The sequence below is a fragment of the Aeoliella straminimaris genome, from assembly GCF_024054565.1.
Lineage (GTDB): Bacteria > Planctomycetota > Planctomycetia > Pirellulales > Lacipirellulaceae > Aeoliella > Aeoliella straminimaris.
The window spans coordinates 145,691-170,916 of record NZ_JAMXLR010000020.1; the positions used below are offsets into that span (position 1 = coordinate 145,691).

Sequence of the window (25,226 nt, forward strand, 5' to 3'; positions counted from 1 at the left end):
TCGGTCCAGCCGATGGGGAGTGGAAGGTGTCCAGTCACGACGACTCCTCCAATACGTTCGATCCGTTATTCCGTCCCTTGATGGATTACTGGACGGCGTACACTCGGCAGCTAAACGAGGCGGCGGAGGCCGTGTCACAGCAAGCCTGTCCCGCTGCTGATGAGCAATCGCAAGGCCGCGAGTGGCTCGACGCCGCCAGCAAGAGCATCGACGCCTATCTTCGCAGCCCTCTGTTCCTGGGGTTGCTAAAAAGCCATCTTGATACACTGATCGAGCTGAAGCGACAGAGCAACGCCCTCGGGCAGATGGCCACTGCTGCGCCGCAGGGCAAGGCGGAAGCCAGCGGTGCGGCCCAGGTAGGTTGCCGCCTCGACGAGCTGTCAGCAATGCTCGTCGAGCAATTGAGCCGCATTGAAAAGCGGCTCGAAGCGGTGGAGAAGAAGCTCGACAATTCCGGGGGGCCACCATGAACTCCGCAGGGCCGCCAACTTTCCTGGATGCCCTACTCGAACTGCAGGGCGACTCCCAACTTCAAACGTTGAGGCTCTGGGAACACCTGCTCCAGTTTCCTCGCGTGGTTCGCCCACCAACGCGAATTTCGACGACACCATACGAGGTCGTACTGGAGAACAACGTCTTTCGGCTGCTGCGTTATCAGGCCAAGCCGGCTCGCCAGTCTGCCGAGCCCGTGCTGATTTGCTTTGCCCTGGTAAATCGCCCCTATGTCTTGGACCTGCCGAACGGTCGCAGTGTGGTGCAACGGCTGTTGGAACGGGGGATCGACGTGTGGTTGATCGACTGGGTTGCTCCAACCGACGCCAATCATGGAAGGTGCTTGGCCGACTACGTTTGCGGTTCGATGCACGAGGCGGTCGAAGCAACCCTGCAGCGTGCCGAAGTTACGCAACTCAATCTACTCGGCTACTGCATGGGTGGGACCATGGCCACGATCTACACGGCGTTGTTCCCCCAGCAGGTTCGCAACCTGATACTAATGGCCCCGCCTATCGATTTTCATGCGGACGATGGGCTGTTGAACCGCTGGACGCAAGTGGATTATTTCGATGTCGATCAATTCGTGGACGTCTACGGCAACTGTCCCGGCTGGTTCCTGCAGTCGTGTTTCCAACTGATGAAGCCCGTGCAGAACTACATCGAGAAGTACTTGAATCTGCACGAACGGATAGACTCGGACGCCAGTTTGGAGAACTTCTTGGCCATGGAGCGATGGGCCAACGATAGCATTCCCATCGCCGGCGAGACGTTCCGCGATTTCGTCAAGCTGCTATATCAGCAGAATCAGCTCACAGAGGGTAAACTTGAACTCCGTGGTGTGAAGGTGCGGCTCGGCTCGATCCAGTGCCCGGTGCTGCTGCTCACGGCCGACCGCGATCACTTGGTGTCGCCCCGGTCGAGCAAGGCACTCGAGCAGCATGTTCGTTCGGCGGAGTTCGAGTCGTTGTCGATCGACGCTGGACATATCGGACTGGCGGTCAGCGCTCGCTCGCACCGGGAATTGTGGCCGCCAGCATCCGAGTGGATCGCGGCGCACTCGACGGAGGTGACTTGACGCCCGTCGCCGGCGCCGCCATACCAAACTCGTCAACCACCTGACATTCGAAACAACCAACCGAATCACTCACATGCAAGACATCGTTCGACAACTCGAGGAAAAGCGTGCCGCCGCCAAGATGGGTGGCGGGCAAAAGCGTATTGACCGGCAGCATGCCAAGAGCAAGCTGACCGCCCGCGAACGGATTGAACTGCTGCTGGACCCCGGCACGTTCGAGGAATGGGACATGTTTGTCGAACATCGCTGCGTCGATTTCGGCATGGATCAGGAGAGCATTCCTGGCGATGGAGTCGTAACCGGTTATGGCACGGTGAGCGGCCGGGTGGTGTTCGTCTTCAGCCAGGACTTTACCGTGTTCGGCGGCTCGCTCTCCGAGGCCCACGCGGAGAAGATCTGCAAGATCATGGACCACGCCATGAAAGTCGGCGCGCCGGTGGTCGGCCTCAACGACTCGGGTGGCGCCCGCATTCAGGAAGGCGTGGCCTCGTTGGGTGGCTACGCCGAGGTGTTTCAGCGCAACGTGATGGCGTCAGGCGTGGTACCGCAGATTTCGCTGATCATGGGGCCCTGCGCCGGCGGTGCGGTGTATTCGCCCGCGATGACCGACTTTATCTTTATGGTCAAAGACAGTTCGTACATGTTCGTCACCGGCCCGGAAGTGGTAAAGACGGTTACCCATGAGGAGGTGACTCACGAAGAACTGGGGGGCGCGGTGACCCACTCGACCAAGTCGGGCGTGGCCGATCGGGCGTTCGAAGACGACGTCGAAGCACTTGCCATGCTGCGGCGTTTCATCAACTACCTGCCGGCCAACAACCGTGTGGCTCCGCCGCACCGCCCTTCCCCGGACCCGGCCAGCCGCGCGGAACCTTCGCTCGACACGCTGGTGCCGGACAACCCCACCACGCCGTACGATATGAAGGAACTGATCCTAAAGATCGTTGACGACACCGACTTTTTCGAACTTCAGCCCGAGCATGCCAAGAACATCGTGGTGGGCTTTGGGCGCATGGAAGGTTACCCCGTGGGCATCGTGGCCAACCAGCCCTTGGTGCTGGCGGGATGTCTGGACATTCGTTCGGCGATCAAGGCCGCCCGCTTTGTGCGGTTCTGCGATTGCTTCAACATACCGATCATCACGCTGGTGGACGTTCCCGGGTTCATGCCGGGCACCGCGCAGGAATACGGCGGCATCATCAAGCACGGTGCTAAGCTGCTATACGCCTACGCCGAGGCCACCGTGCCGAAGATCACGCTGATCACCCGCAAAGCGTACGGCGGGGCCTACGACGTGATGGCTTCGAAGCATCTGCGGGGTGATGTGAATCTTGCCTGGCCCAGCGCCGAGATTGCGGTGATGGGCCCCAAAGGAGCGGTGGAAATCATCTTCCGCGAAGAGCGCGGTAACAAAGAGAAGATCGAGGAACTGACCGAAGAGTACCGTAAGAAGTTTGCCAATCCGTTTATTGCGGGGCGGCGAGGATACATCGACGACGTAATCACGCCTCGACTGACCCGCGAGCGGATTTGCCGCTCGCTGGCGATGCTGCGAGACAAACGCCTTGAAAATCCCTGGCGCAAGCATGGGAACATTCCCCTATAGACAATGTTAAAAAAAATCCTGATTGCCAATCGCGGCGAGATCGCTTGCCGCGTCATCAAGTCGGCCCAGCGTATGGGCATCCAGACGGTTGCCGTCTTTTCCGAAGCGGATCGCAACGCCTTGCACGTTGAGATGGCTGACGAGGCCGTGCTGATCGGCCCTGCGCCGGTGGCGGAGAGCTACCTGCTCATCGATCGCATTGTCCAGGCCTGTAAAGAAACCGGGGCCGAGGCGGTACATCCCGGCTATGGCTTCCTGTCGGAAAACGCCGCCTTCGCCACGGCGCTGGAGGAAGAAGGCATCGCGTTTATCGGACCCAAGCCGCACGCCATTACCAGCATGGGTGACAAGATCACCTCGAAGAATCTTGCCATCGAGGCAGGTGTGAACACGATTCCAGGCTTTACCGGTGTGGTCCGCGATGCCGATCATGCGGTGAAGGTTGCTCACGAGATCGGCTACCCAGTGATGCTCAAAGCAAGCGCGGGCGGCGGCGGCAAAGGCATGCGCATCGCCACCGACGACCAGGAGTGCCGCGAGGGCTTCGACAGGGCATCGGGCGAAGCGCAGACGGCCTTCGGCGACAAACGGCTATTTGTCGAGCGGTTCATCGACGAGCCTCGCCACATCGAGATCCAGGTGCTGGCAGACGCCCACGGCAATATCATCTATCTGGGCGAACGCGAATGCTCGCTGCAGCGTCGGCATCAAAAAGTGATCGAGGAAGCCCCTTCGCCATTCCTCGATCCCGAAACTCGCGAAGCCATGGGCAGTCAGGCCGTGGCGCTCGCGCGGGCGGTCGACTATCAATCGGCCGGTACGGTGGAGTTCATCGTCGATAACGATCGCAATTTTTACTTCCTGGAGATGAATACCCGTTTGCAGGTCGAGCATCCGGTGACCGAGTTGGTGACCGGCGTCGATTTGGTGGAGTTGATGATTCGCATCGCTGCTGGCGAGCCGCTGCCACTTGGGCAGGGCGACGTGAAGTTCAATGGCTGGGCCATCGAAGCCCGTGTGTATGCCGAAGATCCCTTCCGCAACTTTCTTCCTTCGATCGGCCGCCTGGTACGGTACTGTCCGCCGGCTGAGTCGAACGCCGTGCGTGTCGACACCGGCGTGTACGAAGGGGGCGAGGTCTCCATGCACTACGATCCGATGATCGCCAAGGTGATTGCGCATGGTCCGACGCGCGACTTGGCGATCGCGCACCTTCGCGAAGCCCTCAACGAGTTCTGCATCCGGGGGGTGGCGCACAACATCAGCTTCCTGGCGGCGCTAGTGGACCACAAGCGATTCCGCGAAGGTCGGCTCAGCACCAACTTCATCGCCCAGGAGTACCCCGATGGCTTCGACGCCGCTCACGTGGTGCACGACGATCCGGCCCTGCTAATCACTGCGGCGGCCACGATACACCGTCGCTATATGGACCGCGCCGCCAAAATCAGTGGCCAAATGCCTGGGTACGAACGCAAGATTCACGACGACTGGGTAGTGGTGCTGGGAGGCGAGCAACATCCGGTAACAGTGCGGCCGCTGGAGGAAGGTGGCGGCCACGAGGTGTACTACGGCAACGCTCACTACCGCGTGATGAGCGACTGGCAGTTTGGGCAGCCTATTTTTCGCAGCACAATCAATGGCAACTACGTCTGCATGCAAGTGGAACGGCGGAACATGATCTACCGCTTGTTCCATTGGGGTTCGCAGGTCGATGTGATGGTGCTGACGGCCCGCGCGGCGGAGCTGCTGTCGCGGATGGCTCCCAAGACACCTCCCGACGTGACCAAGTACTTGCTGTCGCCAATGCCGGGCTTGCTATCAAAGCTGCTCGTCGAGCCGGGAGTAGAGGTGAAACTCGGTCAGGACATGGCAGTCGTCGAAGCGATGAAAATGGAAAATGTGCTTCGTTCCGAGCGGGACGGAGTTATCAAGAACACCATGGCTGCGGTGGGCGACACGCTGGCAGTCGACCAGCCGATTGTGGAATTCGAGTAACCCAATCCATTCACGAGGCGTCATGGCGAGCGTCAAATACAGCAAGGATGAACAGGCGGTTGTAACCCTCTCACTCAACCGCGACGAGAAGAGGAACGCGCTGAATGGCGAAATGGGTGCTCGATTGCTTGCCAGCCTGGAACAAGCCGAGCGAGAAGAAGCTCGGGTCGTGATCCTGCGAGCAAACCCGGGAGTGCCTGTATGGTGTGCGGGGCACGATCTGGCGGAGTTGGAGCCCGATAATCTGCTGGAAGATAACACCACCCTGAAAGTCTGCCGGCACCTGCAGTCGATGCCCATCCCCGTCGTGGCGATGGTCGAAGGCAGCGTCTACGCGGCCGGCATGCTATTGCTGTTGTATAGCGATATGGTGGTGGCCAGCCAGAATGCCGAGGTGGCTATCACTTCCAAGAAGCTGGGAATTCCTTTGCCCGCGGAGCTGTACGCCTACTGGCTACGCGTGATGGGGCTGCACAAGACCAAGGAGATGCTGTTTACAGCCAGCACGCTCACTGCCCACGATGCCTATGTTGCCGGCCTCTACAACCACGTGGTCGAGGCCTCAGAGCTGGAAGCGACCACGCAAACCCTCGTCGAGAGGCTGCTCGCCTGCTCGCCGGCGGGCATTGCCAACGCGAAACAGCAGCTTAATGTACTTGCCGCGCAGACCGGACTCGCCGACGGCCAACTGGCCGAACTCCAGCAGCGGAACGAGCAGCTGCTGGCGGACCCGGATGTCCGGCAACGCATCGCCAAGGTGTTCGACTCGCTACGCTCTCAATAACGGTGAGGCTCAGTTGGCCAGCCGAGCGATGAAGTAACCTGCGACCACCGCTGTGCCAATCACGCCGGCCACGTTGGGTCCCATGGCGTGCATCAACAGGAAGTTTTGCGGATCGGCCCGCTGCCCTTCCACCTGGGCGACGCGTGCGGCCATCGGTACGGCCGATACACCCGCAGCACCGATCAATGGGTTGATGGGATTGTTGGGGGAGAACCAGTTCATCAGCTTGGCAATCAGCAGGCCACTGGCGGTGGAGATGCAGAACGCCACGATGCCCATCGCCAGGATGGAAAGCGTGCTGCCTCGCAGGAACTCATCACCTTTCATCGTGATGCCGACGCAGGTGCCGAGGAAGATGGTGACGATGTTGATCAGCTCGTTCTGAGCCGCCTTCGAGAGTCGTTCGACCACTCCACTCTCGCGTAGAATGTTTCCGAGCATCAGCATGCTGATCAGTGCTGAAGCGGACGGTACTATCAGAATGCAAATGATGAGTGTGGCGAAGGCGAAGATCAGCCGTTCGAGCTTGCTCACCTTGCGAAGCGACTGCATGCGAATCTTGCGTTCGTGCGATGTAGTCAGCGCTCGCATGATTGGCGGCTGAATCAGTGGCACGAGAGCCATGTACGAGTAGGCCGCTACAGCAATTGGGCCCACAAGGGCGGGTGCTAGCTTGTTGGCAATGAAGATGGACGTCGGACCATCCGCTCCGCCGATAATGCCGATGGAAGCCGCCTGGTCGGGGGTGAATCCGATCAAGTACGCTCCAAGGAACGTAATTAGCACGCCTGCCTGGGCCGCAGCCCCCAGCAGTAGTGTGCGCGGATTAGCAATCACAGGGCCAAAGTCCGTCAGCGCCCCGACACCTAGAAAGATGAGCGGTGGATAGATCTCTAGATCTATGCCCTGCTTCAAGTAGTAGAACAACCCGCCCGCTTCATGCTCGGTGGGCGTGTTCGTAAGCCCGGCCGTCGGCAGATTGGCCAACAGTGCCCCAAATGCGATGGGCAATAGCAGCATGGGCTCGAACTCTTTGGCGATCGCCAGGTAGACCAGCACGCCGCACACGACCCACATGATGAGCATCTGGTACGTAACTTCATCGAACGCTGTGAACTGGTTGAATGCATCAATCATGTTGGTTTCAATTCATCTCGAGAAGCACGTGGCCTTCGCTTACGGTATCGCCTTCTTTGACCAGGATCTTGGAGACCTTGCCAGCGGTTGGGGCGGTGATTCGGTTTTCGACCTTCATCGCGTCGAGTAGCACCAGCACCTGGCCTTGCTCCACCGAGTCGCCTTCCTTGACCTGGATCGCCTTCACCATACCCGCCATGGGACTGATGATGACACCAGGAGCTGCGGCACCGGTCGGGCGCGCGGGGGCCGCGGCGGCTGGCGCGACAACCGGAGAGGAGGTGATCGCCGGACGGGGAATGTTAGTCACGGGGGCTGAGTCGTCGCTTAGCACCTCGACGGAGACGTCGTACGACTTGTCTCCAATGGTAATTCGAAGCTTCTTCATCGATGGTCCTGTGGTTTAAGTGCATGAGATGCGTGTATTTGTGAGCGACCCTGCAGAGCCCAAGCCATGTCTTCGGGCGTCAGTCCGCGTATATGTACGATGCGATGCGGTTGCGTGACGACAGCCGCCACGGCCGCGACAATTACCGCCAAGGTTTCTTCCGGCAACCCTTCATCGGGGATGGGCGCAGGTTTCGGTTGAGTTTTGCTTTCTCTGATCGTCTTCAGTATCCAGGCGACAGCCGTGCTCATTAGTGCCAGGGAGGCAAGTGCCGCCAGCACAACCAGCAGTCCCACAAGAATGAACTGCAGGACTTCGTTCATCGTCGGTTCTTCAGAGAAGACCGCTATCAGCAGCCAATTGTTGAACATCATAGTGGAATCAAACCGTGCTTCTTGGGTGGACGGGTTTCGCGTTTTCTGAGTGTATTTCGCAGGGCGAGCGACACAACCCCTCGGGTTTGCGCCGGCGAGATCACGTCGGTAATCATGCCGTGCGACGCCGCCATGTAAGGCGAGGCGAAGCGGTCGCGGTACTCTTCGACAAACTTGGCTCGCAGAGCCGCGCGGTCTTCGGCCGCATCCAGTTCGCGGCGGTACAGCACGTTCACGGCACCTTCGGCACCCATCACGGCAATCTCGGCTGTCGGCCAGGCAAACACCATGTCGGCCCCCAGATCGCTGCTGCACATCGCCAGGTACGAACCGCCGTAAGCCTTTCGGGTGATCACGGTGATCTTCGGCACCGTGGCCGCCGAGTAGGCGAACAGCATTTTGGCACCATGGCGGATAATGCCACCCTGCTCCTGGGCAACACCAGGCAGGAAGCCGGGGACGTCGACCAGAGTCATCAGCGGGATGTTAAAGGCGTTGCAGAATCGAATGAACCTCGCTCCTTTATCAGAAGCGTCAATGTCCAGCGTGCCTGCCTTTACCATCGGTTGGTTGGCGATGATGCCTACGACAATACCATCGATCCGCCCGAAACCAATGATCAGGTTCTGGGCAAAATCTTTGTGTACTTCGAGGAACCGACCAGGGTCAACCAGGCGTTGAATCACCTCGTACATATCCATCGAATCCTTCGCATCCGCAGGGACGATGTCGTTCATCGAAGGATCGTCGTCCAGCGAGATGTTGTCCGGCGTAAAGTGGGGAGGATTTTCCAGATTGTTCGGGGGCAGGTAGGACAGCAGTTCTCTAACCAACTCCATGGCGTGCTGATCGTTGTCGGCAACGAAGTGAACGTTGCCACTGAGCGTGGCGTTTGCGGCCGCGCTGCCGATCTCTTCCATGGTTGCTTCTACGCCCGTGGCTCCCTTGATGACGCCGGGGCCGCAAATGAACATGTTCGCGTTCTCACGCGTCATGATCAAAAAGTCCATCAACGCGGGGGAGTAGGCCGCACCGCCAGCACAGTTTCCGGCAATCACGCCGATCTGCGGCACCGCGCCCGATAGCTGCACGTTGCGGTAGAACACTTGCCCGTAGCCGGAGAGCGATTCGACCGCTTCCTGGATACGAGCGCCACCAGAGTCGTTAACGCCGACTACCGGCATGCCGCCCTCCAGGGCGTAGTCCATTAGATCGCAGATTTTCTTGGCGTGTCGTTGCCCGAGAGCACCACCGCCCACCGTGGCGTCGTGGCTGTACGCGGCGATCGGTCGCCCGTCGACCCAGCCAATGCCGGTGACAACACCATCGCAAGGCAGCGACTTCTTCTCCATGCCGAAGTCATGGCAGGAATGCTCGACATGCATGCCCCATTCCTGAAAGGTGTCCGTGTCGTAGAAGATGGACAGCCGTTCTCGGGCGGACAGCAGGCCCTTGGCGTGCCGTTTTTCGATGCGATCCTGTCCGCCACCTTCGCTGGCGATCTTGCGGCGCTTCTGCAGGTTTTCGAGTAGTTCTCTTTGTATGGCCATTATCTATTCCTCTGCGTGCTGCGCCTTGGGCGCGGATACGCGTCTATGATCGTGCACGATAGCTCGCGTGCGATCGTTCGTAGTAGTGACGCCGCCTGGCTATTTCACAAAACTAAGTTTCGCCGACCTTAAGCCCACAAGCTTCCAAAATGCTCCTTGCTGCGGCCTCGGGCGCCAAGACTCCCTCGAGCACTTTGGATTCCAGGTCGTTTCGTATCTTGGCCACCGCAGTACTTGAGTGGACAGCATGGCGAAGCTGCTCGTCCACAATACTCCACATCCAACGTGCACTTTGCCGACAACGACGTTCGGCGAGCAGACCCAGCTGTTGGGCCTTCTCCTGTCGTCGCTCGATGGCATTCCACACCGCGTCGATGCTGGTATGCTCCAGGGCACTGCAGGTCAACACGGCGGGGGGCTCGTCGGTTTGCGACGTCAAAGCATGCAAGATGCGTTCCAATTGTCGAGCGGCAACCTCGGCGGGCTGGCGATTCACGCCATCCGCTTTGTTCACCGCAATCACGTCTACCAGTTCCAGCAAGCCACGCTTGATGCCCTGCAGTTCGTCGCCTCCTCCCGGCATCATCAATGCCAGGAAGCAGTCGGTCATCTCCGCCACCATCGTTTCCGACTGACCTACGCCCACTGTTTCGATCAATACGATCTCGAAGCCGGCCGCCTCGCAAATCAGCATGGTCTCGCGCGTTTTGCGAGCAACTCCGCCCAATGTACCTGCCGACGGTGAGGGACGGATGAAGGCGTTCGGCTCGGCCGACAGGTGGGCCATTCTGGTCTTGTCGCCCAGGATGCTACCACCACTTACGCCGCTGGACGGATCGACCGCCAGCACCGCCACCTTGCGTCCCAGTCCCACCAGGTACATGCCAAGGGCTTCGATAAACGTGCTCTTGCCAACGCCCGGCGGGCCGGTAATACCAACGCGAATCGACTGCCCTGTATGTGGCAGGATGCGCGTCATCAACTGCTCGGCGAGCAATTGATGTTCGGGCCGAGTCGACTCCACGAGCGTCAACGCCCGGGGCAAAACGGCAATGTTTCGCGCAACGACACCGGCGTAGTAATCCTCCAGGGTCAGCGCTCGGCGACGTGATGACGATCCCATAATCGATATAATTCGGTAGCGGTTAAGCGACTTGCTACGACAGGCTGAGCTCCAGCCTTTCGGCAAGGTCACGGAGCAACTGCGCCGCCGCTTCGCCGATCACGGTGCCGGGGCCAAATACGGCCACCGCACCTGCTTTGCGTAGAGCGTCGTAGTCCTCCGGTGGTATCACACCGCCAACCACAATCATGATGTCGTCGCGATCGAGTTTCGCAAGTTCGTCGCGCAATTCGGGCACCAGCGTCAGGTGACCAGCGGCCAGGGAGCTGACACCGACGATGTGCACGTCGTTCTCCACCGCATGGCGAGCGGTCTCGCCGGCGGTGCGGAACAGCGGGCCGATGTCCACGTCGAAGCCAAGGTCGGCGAACGCGCTGGCGATGACCTTCTGGCCACGATCGTGACCGTCTTGCCCCATTTTGGCGATCAGGATCCGTGGTCGGCGTCCATCTTGCTTCTCGAAGGATTCGACCAGTTCACGTACTTCGTTAGCGTGTGCTTTGTCACCCACTTCGTTGCCGTATACTCCTCGTACCGATTGGACCGGTGCTTCGTACCGGCCGTAAACGTCTTCCAAGGCACTGGATATCTCGCCCACGGTGGCCATCGAACGGGCCGCGTCGACTGCCAGTTCCAGTAGATTGCCGGTGCCATCTTTGGCCGCATGTCGCAACGCGTTGAGCGTCGCTTCGACTTTCGCCGAGTCGCGTTCTTCTTTCAGCTTCTTGATGCTGGCGATCTGCTGTTGGCGGACCGACGTGTTGTCGACGTGCAGCACCTTGAGCAGCTCTTCGTCCTTCGGGCGATACTTGTTCACACCGATCACGGTTTGCTGTCCCGAGTCGATGCGAGCCTGAGTCCGCACGGCGGCTTCTTCGATGCGCATCTTGGGGATACCCGCCTGGATGGCCTTGGTCATGCCACCCAGTTCCTCGACTTCCAAAATGTGCTGCCAGGCCCGATCGGCTAGGTCGCGTGTAAGCCGCTCGACGTAGTAGCTGCCCCCCCAGGGGTCGACCACGTCGCACGTGTCGGTTTCCTGCTGCAGGAACAACTGCGTATTGCGGGCAATGCGTGCCGAGAAATCGCTTGGCAGCGCCAGGGCTTCGTCCAGAGCGTTGGTGTGCAACGACTGAGTGTGGCCATGGGTGGCCGCCATCGCTTCCACACAGGTACGAATCACATTGTTGTACACGTCCTGGGCGGTGAGGCTCCAGCCGCTGGTTTGGCTGTGCGTCCGCAGGCTCATGCTCTTGGCGTTCTTGGGATCGAACTGCTTAATGAGCTTTGCCCAGATCATCCGGCCGGCCCGCATCTTGGCGACTTCCATGAAGTAGTTCATGCCAATCGCCCAGAAGAACGACAGGCGGGGAGCGAACGCGTCGACCTCCAGGCCAGCCTTCTGTCCTGTGCGAACGTATTCCAGTCCGTCGGCCAGCGTGTAGGCCAGCTCCAGGTCGGCCGTCGCACCAGCTTCCTGCATGTGGTAGCCACTGATGCTGATGCTATTGAACTTCGGCATCTTCTCGCTAGTGTAGCGGAAGATGTCGGCAATGATGCGAATCGACGACTCGGGCGGATAGATGTAGGTGTTACGAACCATGAACTCCTTGAGAATGTCGTTCTGGATCGTGCCGGCAAGTTTCTCCGGTGCAACACCCTGCTCTTCCGCGGCTACGATGTACAAGGCCATGATCGGCAGTACCGCGCCGTTCATGGTCATCGACACGCTCATGCGATCGAGCGGAATGCCATCGAACAGCATTCGCATATCGTAGATGCTGTCGATCGCCACGCCCGCCATGCCGACGTCGCCAGACACCCGCGGGTGGTCGGAGTCGTAACCGCGGTGGGTCGACAGGTCGAACGCGATGCTCAGGCCCATCTGACCGGAGGCCAGGTTGCGGCGGTAGAACGCATTGGAGTCCTTGGCGGTCGAGAAACCAGCGTACTGGCGGATGGTCCAGGGACGCATCGCGTACATCGTAGAGTACGGTCCACGCAGGAAAGGCGGCATCCCTGGCATGGTGTCCAGGTGCTCCAGACCTTCGAGGTCTTTGGCCGAATACAACGGCTGCACCGGAATTTGCTCAGGAGTTTGCCACGTCAGGTCAGCCGCCTCAGGGCCGGCGGCGTGGTGCCACCGATCGTAGGTACCTGGCGTGGCCGGCTTCTCCGCGAAGGGAACCTCGGCAAAGTTAGGAACTGAGCCACTCATTGCAATACTCCTTCCTCGCGAAGCAAATTCCGCAGTGTGCTGAGAACGTCGCACTTGATGAAGATGAATTGATCCACCCCGGCGTCTCGCCAAGCGTTTTCGTTTTCGCCTGGATAGCCGGCCAGCACCACCGTGCGTGCACCTGCTGCTTTGAGCTTGGCCGTCGTGTCGGGCACCAACTCGGGATACAGTTTGTCAGATGAACAGATAACGGCCACCTTGGCTCCCGACTCCGCCAGTGCTTTGGCGGCGGCGTCCGCATCGGCAAAGCCGTTGTTGGTCACAGCCTCGAATCCGCCCGCCTCGAAGAAGTTCTTCGAGAATGTGGCCCGTGCCGTGTGGTGGGCAATCGGTCCCATGTTGGCCAGGAACACCTTGGGCCGCGAGCCTTTTTCGGCGAGCCACTTGTCGCTGGCATCGCGAAGTGCCTCAAACGGTTCGGCGAACGGATGCGGTGCGATTGGCGTGATCGTAGTGTCGCCCTCGCCAAATCCTAGTCCGCTAGCCAACTGGCCGATGGAAGCACCGGCCGACGCAGCCTCGACGGCTGCGGCCATCTTCTCGCTGCTACCGGCCACGCCACTCACCACCTCGGCTGCACAGCGGGCGGTAGCCAATCGCTGGGTAGCTTTCGCTTGCAAGGCCGCTCGATCGGGCGTTTGGCGAACCACGGGCTCCTCGGTCAAATTGGGGAACTCGCTTACGCCGGTGATGCCTTCCTTGCGGCTGGCAATGGCCTTGGCCCGCGGAGCAAATGCTGAGTCGATCTGATCGGCGACCCAGCCACTCTCTAAAGCGGCCAGCATGCCGCCCTGCCGTTCGATCTCCTGCAACTGGCTCCAGGCTTGAGTGGCGAGTTCGTTGGTCAGCCAGTCCATGTACCAACTGCCGCCGGCCGGATCGACCACTCGATGCAGGTGCGACTCGTCCTGTAGGACGTGCAGCGTATTTCGAGCAATCCGTCGGCTGGTGGCGTCGGGCAGACCGGCGGCAACGTCGTACGGTTCGGAGGTAATTACCTCAGCGCCCCCGACACCACCAGCGAACACGGCCACCGTGTTGCGTAGCAAGTTGACGTACGGGTCGCGTGCCGTGAGCACTCGTTTGCTGACGCGAGTGTGCAGTCGCATGGCACCAGCTTCAGCGTCGCCACCACTGGCTTCGACCACGCGTGCCCACAGGCTACGTGCTGCTCGCAGTTTGGCGATGCTAAGGAATTGGTGTGTGCCGACGCTCATGCTGAACAGTATCTGGCGTGCGGCCGATGATACATCCATGCCGGCAGCAGTCATCGCTCGCAGGTACTCGACCCCCGTCGCCATGCTGAAGGCGATATCCTGTACGGCGGTTGCTCCAGCGTGGTGGTAGGCTGCGGTACCGACGCGGACGGCGGTGACCTTGGGGTAGTTTGCACTGGTCCACTTGGCCAGATCGGCCATCAGGCCGAGGGCCGTCTGTGGCGAGGTGGGCAGCTGCCCGTCCCGAGCCAGCACAGCCAGCGGATCGGCATTGAAGGCACCACGTGCTTCGTCGGGCTCCACGTCATGGCGACGCCAGAGGGCCACCAGTTGAGCCGCAGCAGGCAGAAATGCGGCACCGGCTTCCAAGGCAACTCCCACCAGTGGCAGTTGCACCTTAGCGAGCACGGCGTCCAGATCGTCCACGTGATAGGCGGCCACGCCGTCGCGTGCTGAGAGCTCATCGGCCGCCTTGGAATCGGCATCAAGGCCACCGCGTGCGGCACAATCCAATCGCAGCAGGATCGACGTCACTCCACCTTCCAGATCGGCTAAGATCGCCTGATTGGAGGCCGCCAAGTCGGGGTGCGTGTATTCCTGTCGCAGGTCCCAACCCGTTTCGGCAAGCGCCAGCGGCTTCGAACCACGGAGGAAGAACGGCAGTCCCGGAAAGCCGTTGGGGTCTCCCTCGGATGACCAGTCGCGCGAAGTGTAGACTGGTTGCAGTTCGACCCCTTCAAAGGTCCGTGTGATCAACTTCTTTTCGAAGGGAGCGCCCTTCAGGTCGTTTTCCACCACCTCGCGCCACGCTTCGTACGCGACGGGGGGGAAGTCCTTCTTGATATTCAGTTCGGTGTCGAGCATGGTTCCACCGTTGTCCTCTATCTTGTTCACGAAGCGGGTTCGCAAAGTTCGGTCAGTACACCAAAGGTGCTTTTCGGGTGCGCGAAGGCGATCTTCATGTTGTGAGCACCGAGGCGTGGCGTTTCGTCAATCATCCGCAAACCGGACTCTTTGAGATCCGCAATCCGCGCTTCAATATCATCGACGGTAAAGGCCAAGTGGTGAAGCCCCTCACCGCGACTCTCCAAAAATTTGGCAACCGGACTCGACGGATCGGTCGGTTCGAGCAACTCGAGACGAACGTCACCCACTTTGAAGAAACCAACTTTCACTTTTTGTGTCGGTACTTCTTCATAGCATTCGAATTCAGCACCCAAGGCGCCTTCATAGAAGGGACGCTGGTCGTCGATCGAACGAACGGCAATCCCCACGTGATTTAGAGACTTTACGGATTCCACAATTCACTCCTATTTAGTTGCTGGCGCCGCGGATTGCTGAAAGGCGGACAGCCGGTCGTTGATCTGACTTAGCCAGAGCCGTGCCGCCGCGTGTGGCGTTTCCATCAAGCACCTCGCCAGATCGAAATTGGAAAGTCGCGTTGCAAAACCCCGCCAGTGGGGCAGGGCGATCCATCGCTGCGGCCATTCGGCAATGAACTGTCGCAGAAAATGCTGCAGCAGCACGGAGTCGAGTCGGTCGTCATCGATTCCCAAGTCGTGCAGGACGCCATCCAAAGTATGCAACGTCTTCCGAAACAATAACAGGTCTGGACCCAGTCGCAATCCCGCCTCCTGGTAGGCCTGGTCCAGCATCCCTACCATCCAGTTCAGACCGGGCAGACTTCCCCGCCCGACCTTCTGTATCCATCGTTCCGCCACGGCTTGCAGCTTGTCCCGATCGCCGACACTCGTGGCCACGACATCCAACGCCCGCACCACTTCCGATGCGTTGAGCATCGCCGCCGCTAGCACGACCTGGACCAGGGCGACTCGTTCCTTCTCGGTTAAGTAACCCACCAGGCTCCAGTCGAGTATCCCGAGCCGCCCCTGGTCCGTGTGTAGCAGGTTGCCCGCGTGGGGATCGCAGTGAAACAGCGTATCGCTATCTTGCGAGAACATGGGCTTGGCAAGCAGCGTCTCCACCGCCAAGGCCGCGAGCGAGCGCCTGGTGTTTTTGTCTTCGTGATCGTGATCCGTCAGTTTCGCACCCGACAGCCACTCCATGGCGGTCACTCGGGGAGTGCAGTACTCGTGCAGTGAGGGAATGTGCACCCGAGGTTCGCCGGCATAGATCCGGCCGGCCGTTAGCAAATTCTGTTGTTCTCGGTCGAGGCGAACTTCCCACTGCAGTTTGTCGCGCACCTGGTCGAACGTTTCTTTATAGTCGAGCGACGGAATGCCGAGTTCTTCACAGCGATGATCCAGGTATTCGCCAACGCGGGCCGCCAGCTCGAGTTCTTCGGCCAGGCGCTCTTCGATGCCGGGCTTTAACAGCTTGAGGACACCCCGCCTGGTGGTGTCCTCCACTGCTTGGGTGTAGCCCACCACCACGGCTACGCTGGCCTCGGCAATGGCGGGCTCTACCAGTTCGATACCTAGTTGCGGGAGCGAACCCAGCTCGCGGTTGAGTGTATTGGTGATCGTGCCGTGCGCGACTGTGGGCGGCAGCGATTCGAGTTGTTGCAGTTCCTCCCTCAGTTCGGGCGCGAGCACTGGATCACGAGCCAGGATTTGCCCCAGCTTATGCAGCACGGGACAGCTTTTGGCAAGCACTGCCAGCCGCCCGGAGATGTCGACTTCAGCTGGCAGTGCCGCCTGTGCTGCAAGGATGGCGTTCTGGCGCTCGTCGGCAAGACCCTCTAGGAATACCGCCAGGGCACCCGCGACCGGCCGAGCGAGTTTGGCATATTCGTCGGGCAGCACGGATGCTAGGGCATCCTCGTCGATGATCAAATTCCATTGCACCATCGTAAGTCTCGATGACGTGTAGCTTGGCGGATCGAATCTTCATTCGGATCGTTTGGCTAACCACTCTTCAATATGAGGCCAGGTATTTTTCTCGGCACCGCGGCCCGCCATGATGCCGATATGTCCGCCGCGTACGCGGAACACTTCTTTGTCGTCACTTCCCGCCTTGTCAATTACTCTCTCCGATTGGCACGGTGGCGTAATGTGATCCGACTCGGCGATCACGTTCAACAAGCTGGCCTTCAGTTTGCTGAGGTCCACCTGCTCGCCGCGGATCTGGAGCGTGCCTTCCATCAGGCGGTTCTCTTTGTAGAACTCGTTAATCAGCTGCTCGTACGCCGCGCCGGACATGGGGATGATGTCGCGTACCCAAGTGTTCATCGAATGCCACGCCTCGGTGGCTGCAGGATTGTCGATGTTATCCCACAGCATCGTGTAGCTGCCGATGTAGTTTTCCACCGGCTTGAGCATCTTGGCTCCGCTGTCAATCATCTCGCCGGGAATGTTTCCCAGCTTCTGGGCGATAATGTTGGGGTTGAAACGGTTGCTCTTGGTCCATCGAGTGAAGGCTCCTTCGGTTCGCTCGGAGAAGTCCAACGGTGCGGTCAGCAGGATCAAGTTCTTCAATCCATCGTCCGGACGCAGTGAGGCGTACAGCGTCGAAATCAATGCACCCAAGCACCAGCCCAGCATGCTGAACTCGTCGCAGCCAGAATGCGATTTCACTTTGCGGACCACGCGTGGCAGGTAGTCCAGGGCGTAGTCGTCGAACTTCAGGTTCTTGTCCTCCGGTCCTGGAGCGCCCCAGTCCAGCAGGTACAGCTCGTATCCCTTGCCCAGCATGTACTCCACGAAGCTGTGACCCGGCCGCAGGTCGAGTACGTGGGGGCGGTTCATGATGGCAAATACCATCAGCAGCGGGACCTGTTTGCGCTGCGACTCAGGCACGGTCGGAATGTAGTGGTACAGCTTGGCTTTATTTAGCGTCCAGACAAGTTCTCGAGGGGTTTGGGCGATCTTGGCGTCGGTGGTCAAAAAGCGATTGAACTTCTCTACTCGCTCCATCGCCTTGTGCCACTCGTTGCAGACGTCGAAGAACGTCGGCACAGCGTTACCAACCGCTGAATCGTCGGTGGTCGTGTTCATGACGTATCCTCTTCGTTTCGTTAGTTGCCGGAATTGTCCATCGAGCTGCGACAGGCGGACAGCACTTCGTCCAACTTGGCGTCCATGTCGTCCAGTCGTACTTCGATATTGGTGAGTCGCTCGGCCAGCCGAGTGACTTCGTCGCGAGACGGAAGATTCAGGCTCGCGAGTGTGTTTTTCATGGTGTCTTCCACTGCCTTGCGGAAGGGGCCCGAGCTGACAAGCCAGGCATCGAGCATCGCCCCACTGGCATCCGCGTAGGCGTCGGTGTTGACCACATCGACCATCACCTTCGCCCATGCATCCATGCTGGCGTCCCGCATGTCTTTCAACATGCCAGTGGGATCGAACGGATTAAACGTTTCGCTGTTGGAACTCATGGTCGTTCTCTTTCGACAGGATCCACACGATTACATGAACGCGCCGCCGTTCACATTGATCTGCTGCCCGGTGACGTAGTCGCCGTCGGCTACCAGGAACGTGACGGCCTTCGCGATCTCCTCCGGGTGCGCGTAGCGCCCCATAGGAATTTTAGCTTTTATCTGGGCTTGGATCACATCGGGTACCGCGGCAAACATGTCGGTCTCGGTGTAACCTGGTGCAATGCAATTGACGGTGATTCCCGAGCGGACCAGTTCGGCCGCGGCAGTGCGGGTAAAGGCAATGATGCCTCCCTTGCTGGCGCTATAGTTGGCTTGGCCCATGGCGGGAATCTGGCCGTTCATCGAACTTATGTTGACGATGCGGCCGAAACTTTGGTTGGTCATGATCGGTATGGCCGCGGAGGTACAGAAGAAGCAACCGTTGAGGTTCGTGGAAACGACTTCCACCCACTGTTCGTCGGTCATCCTCGGCAACAAGCTGTCGCGAGTTACCCCCGCGTTATTGACCAGAACATCCAGATGTCCGAATTGGTCGGCAACCTTCTGCACCATGCCTCGGGCTTCCTGCGAGTTACCGATGTTTGCTTGCACAAGCATGCACTCGCGGCCCAGGGCCGATATCTCTTCTGCTACTTCTTGGGCTTTGTTTTCGTTGTGGGCATAGTTGATTGCAACTTTTGCGCCTTCTCGAGCAAGTTCTAAGGCAATTGCCCGTCCGATTCCACGCGAGGCGCCTGTCACCAGCGCCGTTCTTCCGTCGACCCTACCCATCGCAAGGCTCCTATTCGCTAGCTGTGTGTTTGTTTATAAGGCGTGTGCACTGAAACAATCTGGTCGCCGCCGACGCGGTGCGGATGCTCAGCGTCGACGGCTGCTTTGGACTACTAGGCGTGCTCGAAGATGGCCGCGATTCCCTGGCCACCGCCGATGCACATCGATACCAGGGCGCGCTTGCCGCCGGTACGATTCAGTTCATACAGAGCCTTAATGGACAATATGGCGCCAGTGGCTCCGATGGGATGGCCCAGCGAGATGCCACTGCCATTCGGGTTGGTCCGATCCATCGGCAGATTCAATTCACGGGCCACTGCCAGCGCTTGGGCTGCAAAGGCTTCGTTGACTTCGAAGACGTCGATGTCGTCGTAGCCAAAGCCCGTTTTCTCCAGCAGTTTGCGAATAGCCGGCACGGGCCCGATGCCCATGTACTTGGGATCGACACCGGCGTAGGAGTAGTCGACCAAACGGCCCATCGGTTTCAGGCCATGCGAATCGGCGTATTCCTTGTCGGCCAGCACCACGGCCGCGGCGGCGTCGTTAATACTGGACGCATTGCCGGGCGTCACGGTGCCCTCGGGATCGAACACCGTAGGCAGCCGCGACAACTTCTCGACCGTCAAGCCGTATCGCACGGTTTCGTCCACTTCGAACGGCACAGTCTCGCGTTTGGCCTTGATTTCAATAGGCACGATCTGAGCCTTGAAGTAACCGTGATCAAGTGCCTCGCCTGCCCGGCGATGGCTCTCCACGGCCAGGGCGTCCTGATCTTCGCGCGAGATGCCGTACTTCTTGGCGACGTTCTCCGCAGTGACCCCCATATGGCAGTCGTCGAATGGATCGGAGAGGGCTCCAACCATCGCATCCACCATGGTGGTGTCGTTCATGCGGGCACCGAAACGCATTGCTGGCGAAAAGTAGGGAGACCGGCTCATATTTTCTGCCCCGCCAGCAACTGCCGCTTCAGCGTCGCCCAGCATGATCGTCTGTGCGGCGGTGATGATCGCCTGCAGTCCGCTGCCGCACAGTCGGTTGAGTGTTAAAGCGGGGGCTTCGTAGGGCAATCCACCCTTCACTCCTGCCACGCGGGCCAGGTAGTGGTCGTGCACGTCCGTGTGAATGATGTTGCCGAAGACAACATGGCCGACATCGAGTGGATCGATGCCGGATCGCTTGACTGCTTCGCGCACACACACTGCAGCCATTTCTGAAGGAGGCGTATCTTTGAGGCTACCGCCGTAACCGCCAATGGCGGTCCGAACTCCGCTGAGAACGACAATCTCGCGTCCCATAGCAATTCCTCCCGATAGTAATTTCGTCAGGATAAGATTGGAAAGAGCGATGGTGCTTACCGTAAGCATTTCACGTGCCAGAAAGAGGACGAATAAAGTTGCTTTAGTTGCACACCCGGCCCTCGTCGCGCCCCCGCTCATTGTGCGGTTCCGCACAAACGCGCTGTTGGTGCCGTTCATAACAGCACACTTTCGTTCTGCTGCGCGCCCGTGGTGGATGCCCGGCTTCGGGGTAGTAAGGGCCTTCAGGTTCCCGCTGCTTGCCATTCCCGAGCTGGTTGGTAGTTTGGAATGTTGGGGCAATGGGATTGCTAGCGAACCGGCAGCGGTCGGTACGCGGTTAGCACTGCTCTGCCCTCTCGTCGTCTGGGCACACCTAGCGCGCGGAGCGTGGGGTGCCGCCGAAACCTCGTAGTGGGAGGTGATATGGGACTTCATCAGAACATGACTGCCGAGCCAGTCGGCCGGCTCGAGCTGCGTCAGCCACCCCTGTGTGGGCCAACTGACAGCGTTCGTACGGCCATCGAGCAGATGCGGGCAAAGCGACTGGGGTGCGTGATTGTCGTGGACACCGAACAGAAGCCGCTTGGACTCTTTGCCGAAAGCAAACTCACGCAGCTGCTGGCCGAAGACCCCGCGCGCCTCGACGATCCCGTCTGCGACCATCTGACCAACCCGTGGCCGTGCGTCCGCGAGTCGGATCCCATTGCCATGGTGCTGGGGGCGATGCAGGCGGCGAACGTCCGATTCATTGGCGTACTCGACAAGGACGGCCGAGTCGTGGGGCTAACGGGGCAGAAGGGCCTGATGGAGTACGTTTCCGAACACTTCCCCCAACAGGTCATGGTGCAACGCGTGGGAAGCCCGCCGCCGGCCGAGAGAGAAGGAGCCTAAGCATGTCGTCACAGCTACCCAAATCCAGCTCGGACGAATTTCAGGATCCGCTGGAGAACTACGATCCGAAGCAATACGACGACCCGCTGGAAGAAGCGCTGGCCACGCTGCCGGTTTCGGCAATCCAGTCAACTCCTTATGCAGGCATCGATCCCAACACGCCCATCAGCGAAGCCATTCAGCGTCTGGCGGGCTTGCAGGTAGCTTGCCTACTGGTGGAAGAGCAGCAGAAGCTGCTGGGAGTCTTTTCAGACCGCGATGCGCTGGATAAGGTCGCCCTGGAATACGACGAGATGAAGGATCGCCCGGTGCGAGATGTGATGACCAGCCGTCCGGTGTTTGTGTACGATAGCGACTCGTCTGCCGCGGTGCTCACCGTAATGGCGGTACACGGTTTTCGCCACGTGCCGGTGGTCAGCTCTTCGGATGGCAAGATCGTTGGCATCGTCAGTCCACACCGCGTGACGGGATTCCTGCAGTCCTATTTTGAAACGAAGCAGTAGGCGGCTCGCAGATCCAGCATTCGCCTTTTCGAATCCAGCTTTCTAGCTCGGTTGGAACCGACGCTCGATGCAATCGAGAATGCTCTCGAGGTGTGGCTCGGCAACCTGATAGTACACGCGGCGACCTTCGCGTTCGCTGGTAAAGAAGCCGCACCGCTGCATCAACCGCAGGTGTTCAGAGGCCACGTTCTCCAGCACACCGCAGTCTTCGGCCAGCTCGCCCACGGTGTAGCGGTCGTGCAGGAGCAACTGCACCATACGAATCCGCACGGGATGGGCCAGGGTTTTCAGGCAATCGGCGGCCTGGCCCAGGGCGCCCATATCGATCCTTTTCAGAGGTCGATTCTTCGTCGCGACCGAGGTGCGTGTCGTGGTTTTCTTAGTAGCCATAGTATTGTTCCGGGACGCGAGGGATCGACTTCTCTCGACATATCAATGTCGTTTGCCAGCCGGCCGCTTGCAACTACCCCGCCGCTCCTTCCGCCGATTATCGCTGGATTCCCGTCGATTGTGTGGTGGGATAGCTCCGCGGTGGGGTGGCTCGGCCAACCTGAGTGTTCGGTTTTTCCCGGGCGGCCGCGGCGTTGATGGCCGTACGACGCGCTTGCTCGGCTTGCTCGAGCACGGGCCAGAACTGTTTGGCCAATTCCTGCGGCGGTACGAAGCCCTCGATTTTTCCCAGCAACTTATTCTGTGGCGAGATGACGAGCGTGGTGGGATACGCCCGCACGCCCAGCTTCTGCGCCAGTTCTGGCAGTTGCGACGCGTTGAACGCAGCGGGTTCGGCATAAGCGGCCACTCCCGCGGTAATCTGCGGATGGGCCAGCGTCTCCTGCAACATCTTCTTGCAGTACATGCAGTTGTCGGACGTCACGTACAGGAACATGGGGCGACCGCTCGTCTGCGACGCTTTCCAGGCCTGATCGATGTTGGCGTGGCGAAATAGCACGGGTGCCTGAGGGCGTGCCGCTGCTCGAGGCACAGGAGGGGCCGCGTATCGGGGGGCGGCCGCCGGTTGTTGGGCGCCAGCCACGCCACCGGCGATAGCAATCAAAGCTGTCAGGCAGATTCTTAGCATCGTAAATCCTCTCGATAGGCTCGGATGGAGTAGAGATCGTATTTGTGGGGTGATCGTCTTTAAGGCGACCGCCGATGCTCAATATATCGTCACCTGTCGAGGTGTAGATTTAGCAGTTCTGGGACTTTCCGTTCCACCTGATTTTCACGACTCGACAGATCGCGATTCGGTGGGGTGGGAGGGAGGGGCGGTCCCCAATTGCCAGCGGTGCCAGCAACGTGCTCAGAGGGCAGTCGAAGAGGAAGGTAGAAAGGCGCGCAGCATCAGCGCCAACTAGCATCAACATAAACGAGTGGTGTAGGCCCCTGCCGATTCGACGCTGATGCACGCTTGAGCCCAAGCGGCGACTGCCAGGCCTGCGAGTCGCTAAGCCCGTTTTGGCAACCGTCGTAGGAAGGAATTGTGCAACAGAGTCAAATAGCTGCCCACAGCAGGCGGCCTACCCACTCTCACTCAGTCTCTCGTAGTATTTGGCTTAGCCGCGATTTGTGCGGCGGCCGACAAGTGTGCTGGCAGTTGCTAGCAGTCCGCCCAATAGCAGCGCGGTACTCGGTTCGGGTACCGTCGCTGGCACCAGTGCACCGCTACCGGTGACGTAGACCACCTCGCCGGTTGCCAGGTAGCCATTGGGCATTTGCCAGTTGAACTCGAGGTCGCCGTCGACACCCGCGCCGAACACTGAGGTGTTGAATAACTGGCCCAGATCGAATTCTGCACCACCGGCAAAAATGTAACCATTCTCGTTCAGCACGTATTCCACCATCGCGCCAGTTCCAGAGCCTCCGGCCTCGGCCCAGGAGGCCGCGGATCCTTCGGCGCCAAAATTGTCTTTCCAAAGCAGGTGGTCCTGGTCATCAACGACTCCGTCGCCATTGCCATCGGCACCTTCGCCCGCCGCAACTAGGGCCCCCAGCGAGTTGCGCCATACGGTGTAGTCGGCAAGGTCGGTGACGTAGTCGCCGTTGAAATCTCCTTCTGGCTGCGAAGCATCTATCTGATCCGCCAGGCTATCCCAACTCGAAGTCGTCAGTGCTCCACCCGCGCTGACAATCTCATAGTACTCGGCGACAAAGTCGTAGCTTGGATTCGGATTGACGATCTTCACGTCGCCGGTGGTGGTATTGACTTCCAGGCGAAGCGTCTCGACACCCGGCGATTCGGTAATGATAGTTTGATCGAGCGACGAATCGTAACTGACCGTGGCACCGGTGGGTGCTGCCAAGGCCGAAGTCGGGTCGCTCAGCAGTCCCGAGTGGTTGCCATTCATGGTGATGGTCCCTCCCTGGTAAACCAGGAAGGAATCGAAGTATCCCCCTTGTGCCAATTCTCCGATTTGCAGGTTTCCACCATTCATGAAGTAGTTGCCCTCGGCACCGATCCCCATCGTCAATGTTCCCGCCACCGTTACGTTGCCAGCGGTCTGCACGAACGTTCCCAGGTTACCTCCGCCGCCGGAAACGACATTGCTACCGACAATCAGGTCGCCTCCAACATGCAAATCCCCCCCCGAGACGTTCACGGTTCCGTCTTGTCCATCGCCAACAACCATCGCTCCAGCAGTGGTCGGGTTGATGGTGGTGACGCCGCCGGTGACGTTCATGCTGGCGTTACCCGATAGACTGCCACCGGCCGTACTGGCCCCGTAGCCGACGACGAAGTACTCGAAGCCATCGGAATCGAAGGTGCCACTATCAATCTGCAGGACCGAATCCTTCGAGAAGTACATGCGACGGATATCGCTGGCCGCCGTGAAGTTGACATCGCCACCACCAACATAGAAGGTGTCACTCTCACCGCGACGCCCGGCTTGGAAATTATGCAAGGTGTTGGTCGATGTGGAGGTCAATTCAACGTTCAAGACGCCTCCCAACGCGTTGTAAGTACCATCGCCTTCGGCGCCATTGTCGCTCATGAACCAGCCACGATCGACTGTCGAAGTGACGGTGCCCCCCGTTTGGTTGATAGTGCTGTCGAACGCGCCGTAAGCAACGATGAAGTAATTGCCGGACTGTGTGAGAGTGGCGTTGTCGGCAATGTTGAAGGTGGCGGCTTGATCGGCTCCGTTCTGAAAACGGCCATTCAGAACCAGCGCACCGGTTCCGCTGAGTGTCGTGGTGGCCGAGCGACTGAGGTTGGTGGTTGTGTCCACACCGACGGTAGCTTCGCCGCTGGCGATCGTTACTTCGTCCACAGCGGCGGGAGCGACGCCGCCCACCCAGTTAGTAGCGTCGTTGTAGTCTCCGATGCCGCCAGCCCAGTCGATGGCCAACGCGGCCGTACTGGAAGCGACAAAATAGGCTCCGCTCATCAAGATCGAGCCAAAAAGCTTGCCCATGTTTGTGGTAGTCACGTTAGTATCCTAG

The 25,226-nt window shown here is 59.4% G+C and carries 23 protein-coding genes; 7 read left to right on the forward strand and 16 right to left on the reverse strand.

Annotation, left to right across the window (positions count from 1 at the left end; genetic code table 11):
• The first annotated feature begins 26 nt into the window (after window positions 1-26).
• The 5 genes from NG895_RS04910 (at window position 27) to NG895_RS04930 (ending at window position 5,955) form a co-directional block, all read left to right on the forward strand.
• Window positions 27-470: a hypothetical protein gene (locus tag NG895_RS04910; RefSeq protein ID WP_252851339.1), complete on the forward strand. Its 444-nt coding sequence runs from the start codon at window positions 27-29 to the stop codon at window positions 468-470.
• Window positions 467-1,570 (forward strand): alpha/beta fold hydrolase, encoded by a 1,104-nt coding sequence (locus NG895_RS04915; protein WP_252851340.1) that lies wholly within the window; start codon window positions 467-469, stop codon window positions 1,568-1,570. Before NG895_RS04910 ends, NG895_RS04915 begins: the two co-directional genes overlap by 4 nt.
• A gap of 73 nt (window positions 1,571-1,643) precedes the next feature.
• Complete coding sequence (locus NG895_RS04920; protein WP_252851341.1) at window positions 1,644-3,176, forward strand: acyl-CoA carboxylase subunit beta; 1,533 nt, start codon at window positions 1,644-1,646, stop codon at window positions 3,174-3,176.
• 3 nt (window positions 3,177-3,179) lie between these two features.
• Window positions 3,180-5,171 carry an acetyl-CoA carboxylase biotin carboxylase subunit gene (locus NG895_RS04925; protein ID WP_252851342.1) on the forward strand — a complete coding sequence of 664 codons (1,992 nt, stop codon included), beginning with the start codon at window positions 3,180-3,182 and terminating at the stop codon, window positions 5,169-5,171.
• Between the two features lie 22 nt (window positions 5,172-5,193).
• The gene (locus tag NG895_RS04930; RefSeq protein WP_252851343.1) at window positions 5,194-5,955 is read left to right on the forward strand and encodes an enoyl-CoA hydratase-related protein; all 762 of its coding nucleotides are present in this window, start codon (window positions 5,194-5,196) and stop codon (window positions 5,953-5,955) included.
• Between the two features lie 9 nt (window positions 5,956-5,964).
• On the opposite strand, the gene NG895_RS04935 is transcribed toward NG895_RS04930, so the two are convergent.
• The 13 genes from NG895_RS04935 to bktB form a co-directional block, all read right to left on the reverse strand.
• Entirely contained in the window at window positions 5,965-7,092 is a 1,128-nt protein-coding gene (locus NG895_RS04935) for a sodium ion-translocating decarboxylase subunit beta (protein ID WP_252851344.1), read from the reverse strand.
• A 7-nt stretch (window positions 7,093-7,099) separates the two neighbouring features.
• Window positions 7,100-7,480, reverse strand: a complete 381-nt coding sequence (locus NG895_RS04940; protein WP_252851345.1) for an acyl-CoA carboxylase biotin carboxyl carrier protein subunit — start codon at window positions 7,478-7,480, stop codon at window positions 7,100-7,102.
• A complete protein-coding gene (locus NG895_RS04945) occupies window positions 7,477-7,854 on the reverse strand; it encodes an OadG family transporter subunit (protein ID WP_252851346.1) in 378 nt (125 codons plus the stop codon). The genes NG895_RS04940 and NG895_RS04945 overlap by 4 nt, the downstream gene beginning before the upstream one ends.
• The gene (locus NG895_RS04950) at window positions 7,851-9,404 is read right to left on the reverse strand and encodes an acyl-CoA carboxylase subunit beta (RefSeq protein WP_252851347.1); all 1,554 of its coding nucleotides are present in this window, start codon (window positions 9,402-9,404) and stop codon (window positions 7,851-7,853) included. The genes NG895_RS04945 and NG895_RS04950 overlap by 4 nt, the downstream gene beginning before the upstream one ends.
• Window positions 9,405-9,516: 112 nt before the next feature.
• On the reverse strand, window positions 9,517-10,527 hold the full coding sequence (meaB, locus tag NG895_RS04955) for a methylmalonyl Co-A mutase-associated GTPase MeaB (protein WP_252851348.1): 1,011 nt from the start codon (window positions 10,525-10,527) through the stop codon (window positions 9,517-9,519).
• Between the two features lie 34 nt (window positions 10,528-10,561).
• Window positions 10,562-12,745 carry a methylmalonyl-CoA mutase gene (gene scpA, locus NG895_RS04960; RefSeq protein WP_252851349.1) on the reverse strand — a complete coding sequence of 728 codons (2,184 nt, stop codon included), beginning with the start codon at window positions 12,743-12,745 and terminating at the stop codon, window positions 10,562-10,564.
• Window positions 12,742-14,877: a methylmalonyl-CoA mutase family protein gene (locus NG895_RS04965; RefSeq protein WP_252851350.1), complete on the reverse strand. Its 2,136-nt coding sequence runs from the start codon at window positions 14,875-14,877 to the stop codon at window positions 12,742-12,744. The genes scpA and NG895_RS04965 overlap by 4 nt, the downstream gene beginning before the upstream one ends.
• A complete protein-coding gene (gene mce, locus NG895_RS04970; protein WP_252851351.1) occupies window positions 14,874-15,284 on the reverse strand; it encodes a methylmalonyl-CoA epimerase in 411 nt (136 codons plus the stop codon). Before mce ends, NG895_RS04965 begins: the two co-directional genes overlap by 4 nt.
• 9 nt (window positions 15,285-15,293) lie before the next feature.
• Window positions 15,294-16,793, reverse strand: a complete 1,500-nt coding sequence (locus NG895_RS04975; protein WP_252851353.1) for an AarF/UbiB family protein — start codon at window positions 16,791-16,793, stop codon at window positions 15,294-15,296.
• 39 nt (window positions 16,794-16,832) lie between these two features.
• Window positions 16,833-17,939, reverse strand: a complete 1,107-nt coding sequence (locus NG895_RS04980; protein ID WP_252851355.1) for an alpha/beta fold hydrolase — start codon at window positions 17,937-17,939, stop codon at window positions 16,833-16,835.
• A gap of 20 nt (window positions 17,940-17,959) precedes the next feature.
• Window positions 17,960-18,319, reverse strand: coding sequence for a hypothetical protein (locus tag NG895_RS04985; RefSeq protein ID WP_252851356.1), 360 nt, complete (start codon window positions 18,317-18,319; stop codon window positions 17,960-17,962).
• A 30-nt stretch (window positions 18,320-18,349) separates the two neighbouring features.
• Entirely contained in the window at window positions 18,350-19,093 is a 744-nt protein-coding gene (locus NG895_RS04990) for a 3-oxoacyl-ACP reductase family protein (protein WP_252851357.1), read from the reverse strand.
• Between the two features lie 113 nt (window positions 19,094-19,206).
• A complete protein-coding gene (gene bktB, locus NG895_RS04995) occupies window positions 19,207-20,388 on the reverse strand; it encodes a beta-ketothiolase BktB (RefSeq protein ID WP_252851358.1) in 1,182 nt (393 codons plus the stop codon).
• Window positions 20,389-20,814: 426 nt separating this feature from the next.
• On the opposite strand from bktB, the gene NG895_RS05000 reads away from it, so the two are divergent.
• Together NG895_RS05000 and NG895_RS05005 are read left to right on the forward strand one after the other, a co-directional pair.
• The gene (locus NG895_RS05000) at window positions 20,815-21,282 is read left to right on the forward strand and encodes a CBS domain-containing protein (RefSeq protein WP_252851359.1); all 468 of its coding nucleotides are present in this window, start codon (window positions 20,815-20,817) and stop codon (window positions 21,280-21,282) included.
• Window positions 21,283-21,284: 2 nt separating this feature from the next.
• Window positions 21,285-21,785 carry a CBS domain-containing protein gene (locus NG895_RS05005; RefSeq protein WP_252851360.1) on the forward strand — a complete coding sequence of 167 codons (501 nt, stop codon included), beginning with the start codon at window positions 21,285-21,287 and terminating at the stop codon, window positions 21,783-21,785.
• Window positions 21,786-21,827: 42 nt separating this feature from the next.
• Here NG895_RS05005 and NG895_RS05010 read toward each other — a convergent pair whose 3' ends face one another.
• The 3 genes from NG895_RS05010 to NG895_RS30530 form a co-directional block, all read right to left on the reverse strand.
• On the reverse strand, window positions 21,828-22,175 hold the full coding sequence (locus tag NG895_RS05010) for an ArsR/SmtB family transcription factor (protein WP_252851361.1): 348 nt from the start codon (window positions 22,173-22,175) through the stop codon (window positions 21,828-21,830).
• A gap of 97 nt (window positions 22,176-22,272) precedes the next feature.
• Window positions 22,273-22,863: a thioredoxin family protein gene (locus tag NG895_RS05015; RefSeq protein WP_252851362.1), complete on the reverse strand. Its 591-nt coding sequence runs from the start codon at window positions 22,861-22,863 to the stop codon at window positions 22,273-22,275.
• A 475-nt stretch (window positions 22,864-23,338) separates the two neighbouring features.
• A complete protein-coding gene (locus tag NG895_RS30530; RefSeq protein WP_252851363.1) occupies window positions 23,339-25,213 on the reverse strand; it encodes a PEP-CTERM sorting domain-containing protein in 1,875 nt (624 codons plus the stop codon).
• Window positions 25,214-25,226 lie beyond the last annotated feature (13 nt).